This window comes from Polaribacter huanghezhanensis (genome assembly GCF_030444335.1).
GTDB classification, from domain to species: Bacteria; Bacteroidota; Bacteroidia; order Flavobacteriales; family Flavobacteriaceae; genus Polaribacter; species Polaribacter huanghezhanensis.
This window is the reverse complement of sequence record NZ_CP128595.1, coordinates 586,579-600,909: the sequence shown is the minus strand read 5'-3', so window position 1 is coordinate 600,909 and position 14,331 is coordinate 586,579. Positions and strand designations below refer to the sequence as shown.

Annotated in this window: 16 protein-coding genes and 1 tRNA gene; 16 read left to right on the top strand and 1 reads right to left on the bottom strand. The window is 28.4% G+C overall.

Features of this window, described 5'->3' with window-relative positions; genetic code table 11:
- Positions 1–3: 3 nt before the first annotated feature.
- Positions 4–2,496 (top strand): heavy metal translocating P-type ATPase, encoded by a 2,493-nt coding sequence (locus KCTC32516_RS02945; RefSeq protein WP_301401848.1) that lies wholly within the window; start codon positions 4–6, stop codon positions 2,494–2,496.
- A gap of 124 nt (positions 2,497–2,620) precedes the next feature.
- On the opposite strand, the gene KCTC32516_RS02940 is transcribed toward KCTC32516_RS02945, so the two are convergent.
- A tRNA-OTHER gene (locus KCTC32516_RS02940) sits at positions 2,621–2,723 on the bottom strand.
- Between the two features lie 144 nt (positions 2,724–2,867).
- Between KCTC32516_RS02940 and KCTC32516_RS02935 the strand changes: the two genes are divergently transcribed.
- The 15 genes from KCTC32516_RS02935 to KCTC32516_RS02865 all read left to right on the top strand — a co-directional run bounded on the left by KCTC32516_RS02935 (position 2,868) and on the right by KCTC32516_RS02865 (position 14,304).
- On the top strand, positions 2,868–4,082 hold the full coding sequence (locus KCTC32516_RS02935; RefSeq protein ID WP_301401847.1) for a site-specific integrase: 1,215 nt from the start codon (positions 2,868–2,870) through the stop codon (positions 4,080–4,082).
- 22 nt (positions 4,083–4,104) lie between these two features.
- Positions 4,105–4,374, top strand: a complete 270-nt coding sequence (locus KCTC32516_RS02930; protein WP_301401846.1) for a hypothetical protein — start codon at positions 4,105–4,107, stop codon at positions 4,372–4,374.
- Positions 4,374–4,610, top strand: a complete 237-nt coding sequence (locus tag KCTC32516_RS02925) for a hypothetical protein (RefSeq protein WP_301401845.1) — start codon at positions 4,374–4,376, stop codon at positions 4,608–4,610. Before KCTC32516_RS02930 ends, KCTC32516_RS02925 begins: the two co-directional genes overlap by 1 nt.
- A 925-nt stretch (positions 4,611–5,535) precedes the next feature.
- Positions 5,536–6,297, top strand: a complete 762-nt coding sequence (locus KCTC32516_RS02920) for a LytR/AlgR family response regulator transcription factor (RefSeq protein ID WP_301401844.1) — start codon at positions 5,536–5,538, stop codon at positions 6,295–6,297.
- 330 nt (positions 6,298–6,627) lie between these two features.
- A complete protein-coding gene (locus KCTC32516_RS02915; RefSeq protein ID WP_301401843.1) occupies positions 6,628–6,813 on the top strand; it encodes a hypothetical protein in 186 nt (61 codons plus the stop codon).
- Positions 6,814–6,895: 82 nt separating this feature from the next.
- Positions 6,896–8,914 (top strand): ATP-binding protein, encoded by a 2,019-nt coding sequence (locus KCTC32516_RS02910; protein WP_301401842.1) that lies wholly within the window; start codon positions 6,896–6,898, stop codon positions 8,912–8,914.
- Positions 8,915–8,934: 20 nt separating this feature from the next.
- Entirely contained in the window at positions 8,935–9,594 is a 660-nt protein-coding gene (locus KCTC32516_RS02905) for a response regulator (protein WP_301401841.1), read from the top strand.
- Between the two features lie 385 nt (positions 9,595–9,979).
- Positions 9,980–10,204 (top strand): hypothetical protein, encoded by a 225-nt coding sequence (locus KCTC32516_RS02900; protein ID WP_301401840.1) that lies wholly within the window; start codon positions 9,980–9,982, stop codon positions 10,202–10,204.
- Positions 10,173–10,412 carry a DUF1573 domain-containing protein gene (locus KCTC32516_RS02895; RefSeq protein WP_301401839.1) on the top strand — a complete coding sequence of 80 codons (240 nt, stop codon included), beginning with the start codon at positions 10,173–10,175 and terminating at the stop codon, positions 10,410–10,412. The genes KCTC32516_RS02900 and KCTC32516_RS02895 overlap by 32 nt, the downstream gene beginning before the upstream one ends.
- Positions 10,409–11,551 carry an efflux RND transporter periplasmic adaptor subunit gene (locus KCTC32516_RS02890; RefSeq protein WP_301401838.1) on the top strand — a complete coding sequence of 381 codons (1,143 nt, stop codon included), beginning with the start codon at positions 10,409–10,411 and terminating at the stop codon, positions 11,549–11,551. Before KCTC32516_RS02895 ends, KCTC32516_RS02890 begins: the two co-directional genes overlap by 4 nt.
- A gap of 205 nt (positions 11,552–11,756) precedes the next feature.
- Positions 11,757–11,993: a hypothetical protein gene (locus KCTC32516_RS02885; RefSeq protein WP_301401837.1), complete on the top strand. Its 237-nt coding sequence runs from the start codon at positions 11,757–11,759 to the stop codon at positions 11,991–11,993.
- A gap of 74 nt (positions 11,994–12,067) precedes the next feature.
- Positions 12,068–12,295, top strand: a complete 228-nt coding sequence (locus tag KCTC32516_RS02880; protein WP_301401836.1) for a hypothetical protein — start codon at positions 12,068–12,070, stop codon at positions 12,293–12,295.
- 15 nt (positions 12,296–12,310) lie between these two features.
- A complete protein-coding gene (locus KCTC32516_RS02875; protein ID WP_301401835.1) occupies positions 12,311–12,553 on the top strand; it encodes a hypothetical protein in 243 nt (80 codons plus the stop codon).
- A gap of 81 nt (positions 12,554–12,634) precedes the next feature.
- Positions 12,635–13,819: a hypothetical protein gene (locus KCTC32516_RS02870; RefSeq protein ID WP_301401834.1), complete on the top strand. Its 1,185-nt coding sequence runs from the start codon at positions 12,635–12,637 to the stop codon at positions 13,817–13,819.
- A 5-nt stretch (positions 13,820–13,824) separates the two neighbouring features.
- Positions 13,825–14,304, top strand: a complete 480-nt coding sequence (locus KCTC32516_RS02865; protein ID WP_301401833.1) for a DUF1573 domain-containing protein — start codon at positions 13,825–13,827, stop codon at positions 14,302–14,304.
- Positions 14,305–14,331: the final 27 nt, after the last annotated feature.

Below are 14,331 nucleotides of genomic sequence, written 5' to 3'. Positions count from 1 at the left end.
AAAATGAAACACACATATAAATTAATAGGAATGACTTGCATGGGCTGTAAAGCAAATGCAGAAAGTGCTTTAGGGAACTTAAAAGAAATTACGAAAGTAGAAGTCGATTTAAAAGAATCTGAGGTAACGATCGAAATGTCCTCTCATGTTCCTTTAGAAAAATTACAAGAAGCATTATTAAAAGCAGGTTTACATTACACGATAGAAATGCCTGGACACGAACACCATCATTCAGACCATAAACATCATCAAAAGGTACAAGTAAAGGATGGAAATGGGATTTTTTATTGTCCGATGCATTGTGAAGGAGAGAAAACGTACGAAAAACCAGGTGATTGTCCTGTGTGTGGAATGGACTTAATTGAACAGCCAAAAGCAGTGCAAAAAACCCAATATACATGCCCGATGCACCCAGAGGTAATTAAAGACGGACCAGGTTCTTGCCCAATTTGCGGAATGGATTTAGTGCCAATGAAACCAACGGAAAGTGAAGAAGATAAAACCTATCAGAAGTTGCTAAAAAAAATGAAATTATCCGTAATTTTTGCAGTTCCGGTATTTATTATTTCAATGTCCATGCATCTTCCATCCAATCCGCTTACTAAAGTAATGCCTCAATTATATTGGGATTGGTTGCAATTATTTTTAACAATTCCAGTTGTTTTTTATACCTGTTGGATGTTTTTTGAACGTGCTTGGAAATCTATTATTACTTGGAATTTAAACATGTTTACCTTGGTTGGTATAGGTACAGGAGCGGCCTTTTTATTTAGCATTGTTGGTTTGTTATTTCCTGATGTTTTTCCTGCTGAATTTAAAAGTAAAAGCGGAGATGTAAGTCTCTACTTTGAAGCAACAGCAGTCATTTTAACCCTAGTTTTACTAGGGCAATTATTAGAAGCTAGAGCCCACAGTCAAACAAGTGGTGCGATTAAAGAATTACTAAAATTAGCACCATCTGAAGCTGTTTTAGTAGTTGATGGAGAAGATAAAGTAGTGTCAATTCACGATATCAAAGCAGGTGATTTATTGCGCGTAAAACCAGGCGATAAAATTCCTGTAGATGGTGTAATTTTTGAAGGAAAAAGTAGTATTGATGAATCGATGATTACAGGAGAGCCGATTCCTGTTGATAAAACTGTAGATGATAAAGTAAGCTCAGGAACTATAAACGGAACACAATCTTTTGTGATGAAAGCAGAGCGCGTAGGTTCAGAAACCTTGCTGTCACAAATTATTCAAATGGTAAATGACGCGAGTCGTTCTAGAGCTCCAATTCAAAAATTAGCAGATACTATTTCTAAATATTTTGTACCGATTGTGGTTTTGGTTTCTATAATCACTTTTATTATTTGGGCTAATTTTGGGCCAGAACCAGCTACTGTTTATGCTTTTGTAAATGCGGTTGCTGTATTAATTATTGCGTGCCCATGTGCATTAGGTTTGGCAACGCCAATGTCTGTTATGGTTGGTGTTGGTAAAGGTGCACAAAATGGTGTATTGATAAAAAATGCAGAAGCACTTGAATTAATGAATAAAGTAAATGTTTTAATTACGGATAAAACGGGGACTTTAACGGAAGGAAAACCTTCTGTAGAGAAAGTAGTTGCTATAGATGAAAAGAATACTGATTTATTACAACAAATTGCATCATTAAATCAATATAGCGAGCACCCATTGGCACAAGCTGTTGTAAATTATGCGAAGCAAAATAAGACAACATTGATTAAAGTGAATGATTTTGAAGCTGTTGCTGGTAAAGGTGTTGTAGGAACTGTTGCTAAAGATAAAGTGGCACTAGGAAATAAAAAATTGATGGAACAAATACAAGCATCAATTCCAAACGAACTAGAAACTAAAATTACAGCAGAACAAAAACTAGGTAAAACAGTATCCTATATTTCAGTGAATGCTATTGCCGTAGGTTTTGTGAGTATTTCAGACGCTATTAAAGAATCTAGTAAAGCAGCTGTAAAAGCATTAATGGACAAAGGTGTTGAAGTTATTATGTTAACAGGTGATAATGAAAATACGGCAAAAGCTGTAGCAGATGAACTGCATTTAACCAGTTTTAAAGCAGGTTGTTTACCAGAAGATAAATTAGAATTCATTAAAAAATTACAAGCAGAAGGAAAAATAGTGGCCATGGCTGGTGATGGTATTAATGATGCACCGGCACTAGCACAATCTAATGTGGGTATTGCCATGGGAACAGGTACAGATGTTGCCATAGAAAGTTCTGAAATTACGTTGGTAAAAGGCGATTTACAAGGCATTGTAAAAGCTAAAAATTTAAGTCATGCAGTGATGAAAAACATCAAGCAAAATTTATTTTTCTCATTTGTGTATAATGTTTTAGGTGTGCCCATTGCAGCAGGTGTCTTATTTCCAATATTTGGTGTTTTATTATCGCCAATAATTGCTGCTTTAGCCATGAGTTTTAGCTCTGTGTCAGTTATTGCTAATTCTTTGCGATTAAGAAAAGTAAAATTGTAAACTAGAAACTAGTAATTTAGTTTAGGATCGTTTTTTCAGAGAGCAAAGAACTATTGAAAGAGGGTTAAAAAGACTTAAAATGTAAAAACCTCAACTTTTTAAACATTAAAAGGTTGAGGTTTTTTGTACTCGAGGTGGGAATCGAACCCACACTCCCGAAAGAACTGGATTTTGAATCCAGTTTTTAATGGTTCAATATGTATCTATCTGTGCTAATTTTCAAGCACTTGCCTTTATTTACAGTGCCTTATAAAAGCATATAAAACCGCATAAAATCAGCTTATGTTTGACCTATGTTTGACCTAAAAATGTTAACTTAGCTTTATAACCCAAAGTTACGTAATACTAAAATAAGATAATACATTAACAATATGGCATCTAGTATAAGATTAATCTTACGAAAAAAACCTAATAAAGAGGGCTTGTATCCCTTAATGATTAGAATTGTTAAAAATAGAAAAGCTAATGTTATCTACACAGGACATTATATTGAATCTCATCATTGGGATGATGTAGAAAGGAAAATAAAAAAATCACATCCTAATTCAGTTCGCTTAAATAATTTACTTGTTAAGAGATTAGCTGAAGCAAGTGATACAGTTATAGAGTTGCAATCAAATCATAAAGAGTTTTCCTCAAAACAAATTAAAAAACAGATAGTAAAGCCTTTTGAGAACGAAAGCTTTAATAATATTAGCAAACAATTTTTATTAGAATTGGAAGCTAATAAAAAATTAACTCGATTAAGTTCAGATAAACCAAGGATTAATCACGTAATAAATTTTGCAGGCTCTGATAATTTATCTTTTAAAGAAATTAATGAAGATTTTCTTAAAAATTTTATTTCTCACCTTAGAATAAAAAGAAAAAACTCTCCACGTTCAATTACTAATAATCTTATAGTTATTAGGACGCTATTTAACATTGCTATTAGAAAGGGGATTGTTGATAGTAAATTATATCCTTTCGGGAAAGGTAAAATTAGGGTCAAATTTCCAGAAACAGAGAAAGTGGGATTGTCTGCTGATGAAGTAAAGAAAATAGAAAACTTAGAAACCCTCAAGGAACAAGAACTTCATGCAAGAAATGTATGGCTCTTTAGTTTCTATTTGGCAGGTATGCGTGTTGCAGACGTATTAAAGATTAAATGGAGTGATATTTTTGACGAAAGATTGCATTACCGAATGAATAAGAATGATAAACTCTTATCTCTTAAATTACCTCAAAAGGTTTTACCAATATTAGAAAATTATGCAAAAGATAAATTAAATGAAGATGATTTTATCTTTCCTGAACTTAAAAAAGCAAATTTAAAAAGTGACAAGGATATTTTAGCAAAGACAAAAACCGCTAACAAAAAGTTTAATAAATACTTAGAACAAATAGCAGTAAAAGCAGAAATTAATAAAAAGCTAACGATGCACATTGCACGTCATACTTTTGGAAATATATCTGGAGATAAAATTCCTATTCAAATGTTACAGAAATTATATAGACACTCATCGGTTACTACTACAATCAACTATCAATCTAACTTTATGCATAAAGATACAGATGATGCTTTAGACAAAGTAATAGATTTTTAATAAATTATTTTATCTTTAACACATGGAAGTCATTTGCTTACAAGAAGAAGCTTTTTATCAACTAGTTGAACAAGTTGTAGATCGTTTAAAAGAGAAACAGAACATTACTCAAGATAAATGGATCTCTCCTGAACGTACAATGGAGATATTAAACATTAAAAGTAAGACAACTTTGCAGAAATTGCGTGACAAGGGGAGTGTTGCTTTTACGCAACCTCAAAAAAAAATCATCCTTTACGATTATGATTCTATAATAAAATATCTGAATAAGCATTCCAAAAAACTTTTCTAATGGATAACGTAAATGAAAAATATTTAAAAGGTTTTAATCATGCATATTTATTGGCAAAGAATAATCCAGAGTTACTTCAAGAAATACTTAAAACAAATAGTTTGAACGATTACATCCAAGGATTGAAAGACGGGAAATATTTCTTTGAACAAAATCAAACCAAATTAAGAACGCAAGAACTTAAAAAATTATATTCTCAAAAAGAGAGAAGCCAAGACAAGGATTTAGAAAGATAAATTGAGTAAATCTTCCTTTTAAGGTCTTATAAAGTTAACTATTGGTTCGATATTATCCAGATTCTAATTTATTTTATAAATAAGTATCGAATCGTTTCTTAGAATATTTTTACAGCTATAATCCTTAGTAAAAACAGTAGTTTTAAAACAAAATAAATAAAAATCTCATTAATAAGAGTAGGAGCACAAGAAGGCTCCCCTTATTACTGCATTATCGAAACAAATTTTTTTATACTTCAATAACTTAAGGCTTTAATAAGACTACTAAAATTATAAAACCATATTTAATCGTTATACTATACCATTATTCATTCGGCAGACCTGTCATTATTGTTTTACAAATGTATTTATAGTTATTAAAAGGAATAACAAAATTACCTGCCTCTAATGTTTGATTTTCACTTCTGGAGAAATCTACTGTAGTAAATAAAAATGAGAATAGGTTTTACCTTAAATTTTCAAATATCGCTAAATCGGGTTCGGTTTTTCATTAATATTATGAGGCTTATTCAAATTGAAGATGAATATCGCGTCTGGGTAGAGAAATTATGTTATTTATATGCCAATGTTTAAAATTAGCACTCTGATAGGATAGCTTCTTTGTTTGGATCTTTTTCTAAAGATTTAATTAATAAAAAACTCCACTTCTTTAGAGAGGTGGAGTGAATTGCTATGAAAAAGAATAGTGATTAACACTTTCTATTCAAATATAGTAAATTTTTTAAAAAGAAGTTCATCCTATTTGAAATATTTACTTTAATAGTATCAAAAGCTATAAAAAGACATATTATTATGGGTTTAGCTTGTGAAAAATCACACCTTGTTTGAGTGTTACAACATTTATTTTAAGAAATTATATGCGGTAAAGCCGTAGTTATCTGTTTCAATAATCAATTATTTTTGAATTATAAAAAAATATTGATAGTTGGATTTTTCTACAAAAAAATATAAATACATAATTGTTGACTCTCAAATAGAAGATACTAGAGAGTTAAAACAACAACTGGAAAGCTATCCTAATTATTATTGTGTTGGTATTGCCAAAAATGAGTCTGAAGCAATAAATCTAGCACTAGAACAAATTCCCAATCTTGTATTTTTAAATACAGAATTAGAAGTAGGTTTGATAAAAACGAATTCTTTTAATATGATACATGAATTGCATCAGTATTTGGAGATCCTACCTAAGTTTATTGCAATAAGCTCCTCAACGAACCATTCATATCAAGCAATTAAAAATGGAGTTTTCGATTATCTTTTGAAGCCATTTAATTATTTCGATTTAAAAAAATCGCTACTAAGATTTGAGAAAAGCCAACCAGAATCTTCATCTATTTGTTTAAAATCATTTACCGAGTATCGGTTTTTAGTAGCAAATGATATTATATATCTAAAAGCGGATAATAATACAACTGACTTCTATTTAAAGGATGGCTCAGTAGTAACTAGTTGTCAAACACTTAAGAATTTTGAAACAACTTTACCAAATGTGTTTGTACGTATTCATAAAAGCTATATGGTAAATGTAAATTTCATTTCAAAAATTCATTTCAGTAAATATCAATGTATCCTTAAATTCACCAAACAAGTGATACCTTTTTCAAAAAGATTAAAATCTGAAATGCTTGAAATTCGTAATTTCTTATTGAGTTTATCTTCAGAGAATCATGTTAAAACTACAGCGTAATTAAAACACCATTCACCACTTGTTTTAGGCTGTTCACTAAACCTATAGAACCTTATACAAAACAAGACTCCAATCACTATTAAATAACCCAATTATTATTTAAATTTGGTGTGTACAATTTCAATTGATGCATTTCAATTGATTATTTGAAGCTTCAAAAAAGGGTAGGATAAAAAAGTTTTATTAGTCTGGGAAAACTAGTTAACTATTGATTTCTGCAAACATCAATGACTTCCCACATTGATTATTTAGTGTCGTTTTTTCGTGAATTATCACCTCAGTATAACACTTGAGTAGGACGGCTTTTGTCAAATTTTAATTCAATTAAAAATGAAGAAATCAATAATATATGTAGCAATTTTAATGCTAGGTGGTTTACTGTTTGTTTCTTGTACAGATCTTGATGAAGATAACGATCTATATCAAAATAAGGAGAATACAGAATTAACTACTGATTCTGGTGGTGATGATGACCCACCACCACCACCACCACCACCGCCTCCATCTGGAGGTTAATGCTGATAAAAGACCTCATGATTATACATGAGGTTTTTTTTAAATCATTTCATTACATTTACTTTAGTAATACTTTTTAGCTATGATAAAAAATGTAATTTTAATAATTGCGGTACTTTTCCTGCTCGGATGTTCTGAAAAATTAGAGCAAAAACAAAATGATTCTATTAGTAAAAAGGTAGATTCATTGATTCAACTTTCTAGTAATATCTCATTTAATGACTCTATTCGTACTGTTTTTTTATCGAAGGCAGACAATCAAATAGATAAAATAAAAAATGATTCACTTAAAGCTCATTTACTAATTAGAACAACTTATGGTAGTTTAATGCTAGGTGACTTTAAAGAATATGGGAGGAAAAGTAAACAAATCTTAAAGTTTTCTTTAGACAGAAAAGATACAATCGCATTGACAAGAGCTTACTCTTATTTAGGATATTTTTATCAATTTGAATATAAAGTAGATAGTGCATATTACTTCTATAACAAGGCTTTACATCTTTTTGAATTAAGAGAAGATAAAATAAATGAAGGACGGATGTTACTCAGTATGGCAACCCTTCAAGAGGATGTAAAAGATTTTACTGGAAGCGAAATTAATGCTATTAAGGCTATTTCTAAACTTGAAGGTACTGATGAATTTAGAAGTTTGTATTTAGCTTATAATTCATTAGCAATTAATAATAAGAATTTGGGTAAATTTAATTTATCAATTCAAAATTTTGAAAAATCTAAATCTTATTTAAGTAAAATTAAAAATAATCAATTTTTATATGCAACTACTTATAACAATATTGGTAGGGTATATGCTAAACAAGGGAATCATATAGTTGCTTTGGATTCTTATAACAAAGCCCTCGAAATTAAAAATTTAAACATTAGAAACCCAAGACTTTATGCAATGGCATTAGATAATAAAGCCTATTCAAAATTTATATTAGAAGAACTCTCCGAAATTCCAGCATTATTTTATAAGTCATTACAAATTAGAGATAGCTTACAAATAAAAGACGGAATGGTAGCCAGTTATCATCATTTGGCTGAATACAATTTATCAAAACACGATACCTTAAAAGCACTTCAATACGGCTTGTTGTCAAAAAATATTGCAAAAGAAATAAATTACAATGATGGTTTATTAGAATCTTATAAATTACTGTCAAAAATTTCACAAGGGACTAAGGGGAAACAGTATTTAAATAAATACATTCAGCTTTCAGATAGTTTACAACAACAAGAAAGGGTTGTTAGAGAAAAATTTACACGTATTGCTTATGAAACAGATGAAGTAATTCAAGAGAATAAAAAAACTCAAGAAAAGAACTACTTATTAATGCTAATATTAATTATTACTTCAGTATTTTTTTTATTAATATATTTCATAATTAGACAACGTTCAAAAAATAAAGAATTGGAGTTTGCACAAAAGGAGGATAAATCCAATATCGAAATTTATAATTTAATGCTTTCACAACAAAAAATGTTTAATGAAGGTAGTGTTAATGAGCAAAACAGAATCTCAAGAGATCTTCATGATGGTGTGTTGGGTCGATTATTTGGTACTAGATTAAGTTTAGATGCTTTTAACGAAGGAGTTTCAGAAAATGACATAAAAGCGCGTGAAAAAAACATTAATGAGTTACAGTCTATTGAAGAAGAAATTAGAGAAATCTCACACAATTTAAAGTTAACAGAGTTTAATAACAACTCCAGCTTTAAAGTATTAGTAGAACAATTGATGGAAAAACAAAGTAAAATCACTAGTTTTAATTTTCAATTAAACTTTGATAAAAATATTGACTGGGAAAATATTTCTAATACTATAAAAATAAACTGTTACAGAATACTACAAGAAGCTATTCAAAATATTAACAAGTATTCAGAAGCAAAAAAAGTGATAATAAGTTTTACCAAAGCTGAAAATAATTTACTATTTTGTATTGAAGATAATGGAATTGGATTTAATACAAAGGCTAAATCTAAAGGAATTGGACTCAAAAATATCAGATCAAGAGTAAATGACCTCAAAGGGAAAGTAAATATTAATTCTGTAAAAGATAAAGGCACTAAAATTACTATTGAGATTTCATTGAGAGTTTAGTTTTAAAAATAGATAATTGTATGAAAGAAAAATTAAAAATATTAATTATTGATGATCATCCAATGATTATTGAAGGTTATCAAAAAGCAATATCTTCTCAAAGTCAATTTACCCCAAATATTATATCCGTCAATGATTGTGAAGAAACTATTGCTCAATTAAATAAGTCAAAAAATCAAGGTGCATTTGATTTAGTCCTAGTAGATATTCAAATACCTTCTTCAAGGAATATGAAATTCACCTCTGGTGAAGATATTGCTTTGTATATAGGAAATCATTTTAAAGAGACTAAAATCATTATTTTAACAATGATTAATAAAGCAACACGTTTAGAAAATATGATTAAAACTATTCCTCATAATGGTATTTTGATTAAAAGTGATGTGAGTAAAAGCATTTTAGTCCAAGCTCTTTTTAATGTTATGGATGGCGGGTTGTTTTATAGTAAATCAGTTAGTAAAATAGCAAATAGAGTTATTCAAAATAATGATCTTTTAGATGAAAAGAATGTTAAAATAATATATCATTTATCAAGAGGTGTAAAAACAAATCAAATTCCAGAATATATTTCTTTGTCATTAAGTGCTGTAGAAAAAAGAAAAAAATACATTAAACAATTTTTTGATGTAGAAAATGATGAAGAACTGTTAGTAGAAGCAAAAAAAAGAGGTTTTTTATAACCTCTTTTTTTTATAAAAATTCATCCAATTTTCCCTTAAAATAATTATTACAAATAAACCCAAATACATTAAAAAATATTTACTGTAAAAGCGTAATATTAAATTAATATTTTTTGTAAACTTATCGTGTTGGTGTATTTCCAACATTCTTTTTCATAGCAATTTAACCACCCCAAAATCGGAGGTGGTTTTTAAATTATTACTTATTGACTAATTTTTACATTTTTTTATTGCTAAATAATAAATAGTTATCAATATTAAGAGTTTAGCTAGTTTTCCAAATATTAAAACTACGGTAAAACCGTAATACCATGATGTGTTTAAGTTGTATGTTTAGACCTTGTTGTTTAAAAATAAATTTTATTGCGTTTATATTCCTCAAAAAATGAAAAAGAAAAAACTACTTAAATATAGAAAGGCAATGTCTTTCTATATTATGATTCTTGCCTTGATTATGGTTTCTTGTGAGAACGAAACTACGCTACCAACAAATGCTTCCATAGATTTTAGCAAAACTATGCATGACTTTGGAGAGTTGCCTCTAAAAAAAGAAGCCTCATTTGTTTTTCAATTTAAAAATGACGGAAAAGAATTATTACAAATTAGATGAGGTAATAACTACATGTGGTTGCACAGTGCCAGTTTGGTCAAAAGAAACAATTAAGCCTTCAAAAAAAGGTGCTATAAAAGTTACCTATGACTCTAAAGAGTCTGGGCGTTTTCATAAAACAATAACAGTATATTTTAATGGTAAAAATTCGCCTTTAGAATTAAAAATAAAAGGACGTGTAGCGTATCCAGAAGTTAAAATAGAATGATAAAACTACAAAACATATTTATAAGAAATACTTCTATCCTGTTTGTTTATGGCTGTCTTTTGTTACTAATTTCTTGTACAGAAGGTAAGCCAGAAAAAAAAATAGACGAATCTATTGATAGGAAAAATTATGTTGTAGAAAAAAATGAAGTAGAAATTTTAATTCTTAAAAAAGGAATTTTCAATGAAGAATTATTGTCAAATGGAAAATTAGTGGCAGTTCAAAAAAATGATTTAAAATTTGAGGTACCTGGAAAACTAAATATGCTTTTTGTAAAAGAAGGAGATGCAGTGAAAGAGAATACAGTTTTAGCAATATTAGATAAATACAAATACAAGGAAGAACTAATAAGTGCAGAAACAACTTTGAAAAAAGCGCTATTAGAATTAGAGGATATGTTAGTTAATAGAGGTTATGATTTAAAGAGAAAAAATGAAATTCCAAAGCAAGTTTATGATATGGCTGGATTGCGTTCTGGATACACAGAAGCTTTACAAAAGATAAAAAGTTCAAAATACAATGTGAATTCAACAAGTTTAACAGCGCCATTTAGTGGAAAAATAGCCGCAATTAAAAACAAATTACACGACCAAATTACAGCGGGAAGTATTTTTTTAACATTAATTAATGATACATATTTTGATGTGATTTTTCCAATTACGGAGTCAGAAATTAATAAAGTTCTTAAAGGAAATCAAATAAGTGTATTTGCAATGGGTGTTCAAAAAGAATACAAAGGAAAAGTTGTAAGCATTAACCCATTGGTTGAAAAAAATGGAACAATACAAATAAAAGCAAGAGTTAAGAATGATGGTAATCTGATAGACGGTATGAATGTAAAAATTAGCATGGAAAAACAAATACACAATCAGTTTATAATACCAAAAAGCGCTATTGTTTTAAGGCAAGATCAGGAAGTTTTGTTTAAAGTAAAAAAAGGAAAAGCTTTTTGGACTTATGTAAAAACTGTTAACGAAAACAAGGATTATTATACAGTAATTCCAAACCCTGATAAAAATTCTGCAACATTAAAAGTTGGTGATACAATTATTACAAAAGGGAATTTAAACCTTGCTCATGATAGCGAAGTGAAAATAAATTATCAAATAAAAAAAATATCCTCTGGGATAAAAAATTAAAAACTTTTGACAATGTTTAACTTAAAACTACAGCTTATGTAAATAAACTATAACCCAGAGGAAGTCTTTAATATTATTTAAAGAAAGTATTTCATATTTAGAATAAAAATACTAATGTTTTATAAACTTCATTTTCCTTTCAAAAGTTTACAAAAGTACAAATTAATAACCGTAAGGGTATTCCTCTTACACAAAAATTTTTAAAATGAAAAAAGTAAAACAAACTTTAGGACTTAGTGTAATTATGTTAACTATGCTTTTTAGCAATGTGAATATTACTAATGCAAATGAATTAGGACCTGGCGGACTTGAAGGAGACGGTATTGTATGTAAATGTAATCTTTTTGGCCATTGTAAGGCTGATGGTGGCCAAGAAAAGTGTGCGTCATTTGAAGGCAATGGTTATTGTTCAGATTATGATGCTAACTGCACAGTAGGTTAATTATATTTGGCATACTTTAATTTATTAAAACTAAATAAGGTGTGCCTATTTTAAAACATTAAAACATTATAAAAATGAAAAATATTAAAATTTTTTTTGGCATCAGCACTATAATGCTGGCTATTCTTTTTAGTAGTATGAATATCGCTAACGCAAATGAAATAGATCCTGGTGGACTTGAAGGAGACGAAATCATATGCAAATGTAATTTTTGGGGTAACTGTAAAGTAACCGGCGGAGGACCAACTTGTGCCACATTTGCTACAGAAGGAGATTGTAGGCAATATGATAGAAACTGTTAAATAATAATAATAATTATGAAAAATAGTATATTAAAAAGTATTTCACTTTTTGTCATTTGTTTTGGATTAACCATTTCAATTAATTTCTCAAATACAGCTCAGGCCAGCGAATTAGATCCTGGTGGGCTTGAAGGAGATGAAGTTGTATGCAAATGTAATTGGTGGGGTAATTGCAAAGTGACTGGCAGTAGAGAAGTATGTGCATCATTTGCTACAGAAGGAGATTGTAGACTTTATGATGTTAATTGCGGAAACTAACATTATTAATTAAGGAATCTATCATTTTTTTATTGAGAATTTTTTAATAAAAAAATGATCGGTTTCTATTAAACAACAAAAATGAAACAAAATTATATTTATATATTAGTCTTTATACTTATTTCTGGGTGTAAGGAAAAAAATAATTTCGAAGATTTTTTTAAAACAGAAAAAACTTCGATAAGTAAAATTTTATCTAATTCTATTGAATTAGATTCAATAGAATTAGATAAAATTGAATCTTCATACACTGGTTCAATAGATTACCTAGATAATAAAATTGCTTTTGTTGACTTTAGATTTTGTTGGGTATATTTATTTGATTTAAATGGTAACTTATTAGAAAGAAAACTGGGACAAGGTAGAAGTGAAGATGAATTAAATATTTCGTTTATAGATGGTTATTCTTTTTTACCTAATGGAAAACGAATTTTTTTAGGATCTACTAATGATATTCATATTTATGATAGAAATTGGAAAAAAATAAAACAAACAACTATTAATAGAAATGGAAGTGTACCTACAGGAAAAGGTTCTAACTTAAAAAAAGTATCTCCAAATGATGCAAGTTTATATTCTTTTGATTATATGAATTTTAATTTAAAAAGCTTTGGCAACAGTATTTTTGCACCAATTTACTCTGAACACAAATTATTTAACGGACTTTCTGGAATGGATTATTATAAAGAAGGAAATATTTTAGTAGAAATAGATTTAAACAATATTTCATTTAAAAGATTATTTGGGAGAAGAACACCTCAATTATTAAAATATGAGTATTTAATGCATCATTCTACATTCAATTTTGACATTGATAAAAATTACAATTTTTATATCTCTCATGAGATAGACCCTATGATTTATGTTTATGATAGGGAATATAAAATTCAATATGCTTTTGGTGTCCCAGGCTTAAATATGGATACTAATTATACAGAAATAAATAAACTTAATTTAAAAAAATTTAGACAGTTGTATTTTGATGACAGACCTAAAAAAGGATATTATACAGGGGTAAAGGTCTTTGAAGACCTTGGATTAGTATTTAGGAGTTATCAAAAAGGTGGTGGGTCTTTAACTGATGGATTACAAATCTATAAGGACAAAGTTCTAGTATTAGATATAGATGTGCCTAAAAAATTACAAATTAAAAACTTTTATGCTCCTTATTTTTATTCAAATGCAATAATTGATGAGGAAAATGAAAAAATTAACATTATAAGATTTAAGTTACCTGAGAGTATTGTGAAACATAAATTAAATTAAAAGAAATGAAAAACTATAAGAAAATTAAATTAAATTATTTATCATTATTATTAATTGTGTTTTTATTTTCTTGCGGAAATAATAATGTTCAAAAATTAAAAACTAATGGTGTAAAAAAAGAAAAAAAATTATCAAGTTTAAATAATAAAAGGAGGTTACTTGATTTAACAAAAATTGAATTTGAAAATAAACTTATTAATTTAGGTGAAGTTATAGAAGGTGACACTATTCTAAAAGCTAGATATATTTTTAAAAATGTAGGAGTAAATCCTCTGCTAATTGAATATGTTAATCCAGATTGTTCATGTACTGACTATAATTTTACAAAAGAAATAGTAAAGGTGCAAGAAAAAGGATTTATAGATCTAGAGTTTGATATAAAAAACAAAATTGGTAACCAAAAACTATATGCAATAGTCAAATCTAATACAAGCGCTAGTTTTCATAAATTAATATTAAAAGTAAACATTCTTGAGTTGAATTAATAACAAGTGAGTTTAATAGAAGTAAAC

What these genes read in the sequence shown, in the direction of transcription:
- KCTC32516_RS02915 (WP_301401843.1), top strand. Translation starts at nt 6,628, where the DNA reads ATGAAGAAATCAATAATATATGTAGCAATTTTAATGCTAGGTGGTTTA.
- KCTC32516_RS02900 (WP_301401840.1), top strand. Translation starts at nt 9,980, where the DNA reads ATGAAAAAGAAAAAACTACTTAAATATAGAAAGGCAATGTCTTTCTAT.
- KCTC32516_RS02890 (WP_301401838.1), top strand. Translation starts at nt 10,409, where the DNA reads ATGATAAAACTACAAAACATATTTATAAGAAATACTTCTATCCTGTTT.
- KCTC32516_RS02945 (WP_301401848.1), top strand. Translation starts at nt 4, where the DNA reads ATGAAACACACATATAAATTAATAGGAATGACTTGCATGGGCTGTAAA.
- KCTC32516_RS02875 (WP_301401835.1), top strand. Translation starts at nt 12,311, where the DNA reads ATGAAAAATAGTATATTAAAAAGTATTTCACTTTTTGTCATTTGTTTT.
- KCTC32516_RS02905 (WP_301401841.1), top strand. Translation starts at nt 8,935, where the DNA reads ATGAAAGAAAAATTAAAAATATTAATTATTGATGATCATCCAATGATT.
- KCTC32516_RS02885 (WP_301401837.1), top strand. Translation starts at nt 11,757, where the DNA reads ATGAAAAAAGTAAAACAAACTTTAGGACTTAGTGTAATTATGTTAACT.
- KCTC32516_RS02880 (WP_301401836.1), top strand. Translation starts at nt 12,068, where the DNA reads ATGAAAAATATTAAAATTTTTTTTGGCATCAGCACTATAATGCTGGCT.
- KCTC32516_RS02910 (WP_301401842.1), top strand. Translation starts at nt 6,896, where the DNA reads ATGATAAAAAATGTAATTTTAATAATTGCGGTACTTTTCCTGCTCGGA.
- KCTC32516_RS02925 (WP_301401845.1), top strand. Translation starts at nt 4,374, where the DNA reads ATGGATAACGTAAATGAAAAATATTTAAAAGGTTTTAATCATGCATAT.
- KCTC32516_RS02870 (WP_301401834.1), top strand. Translation starts at nt 12,635, where the DNA reads ATGAAACAAAATTATATTTATATATTAGTCTTTATACTTATTTCTGGG.
- KCTC32516_RS02865 (WP_301401833.1), top strand. Translation starts at nt 13,825, where the DNA reads ATGAAAAACTATAAGAAAATTAAATTAAATTATTTATCATTATTATTA.
- KCTC32516_RS02935 (WP_301401847.1), top strand. Translation starts at nt 2,868, where the DNA reads ATGGCATCTAGTATAAGATTAATCTTACGAAAAAAACCTAATAAAGAG.
- KCTC32516_RS02930 (WP_301401846.1), top strand. Translation starts at nt 4,105, where the DNA reads ATGGAAGTCATTTGCTTACAAGAAGAAGCTTTTTATCAACTAGTTGAA.
- KCTC32516_RS02895 (WP_301401839.1), top strand. Translation starts at nt 10,173, where the DNA reads ATGACGGAAAAGAATTATTACAAATTAGATGAGGTAATAACTACATGT.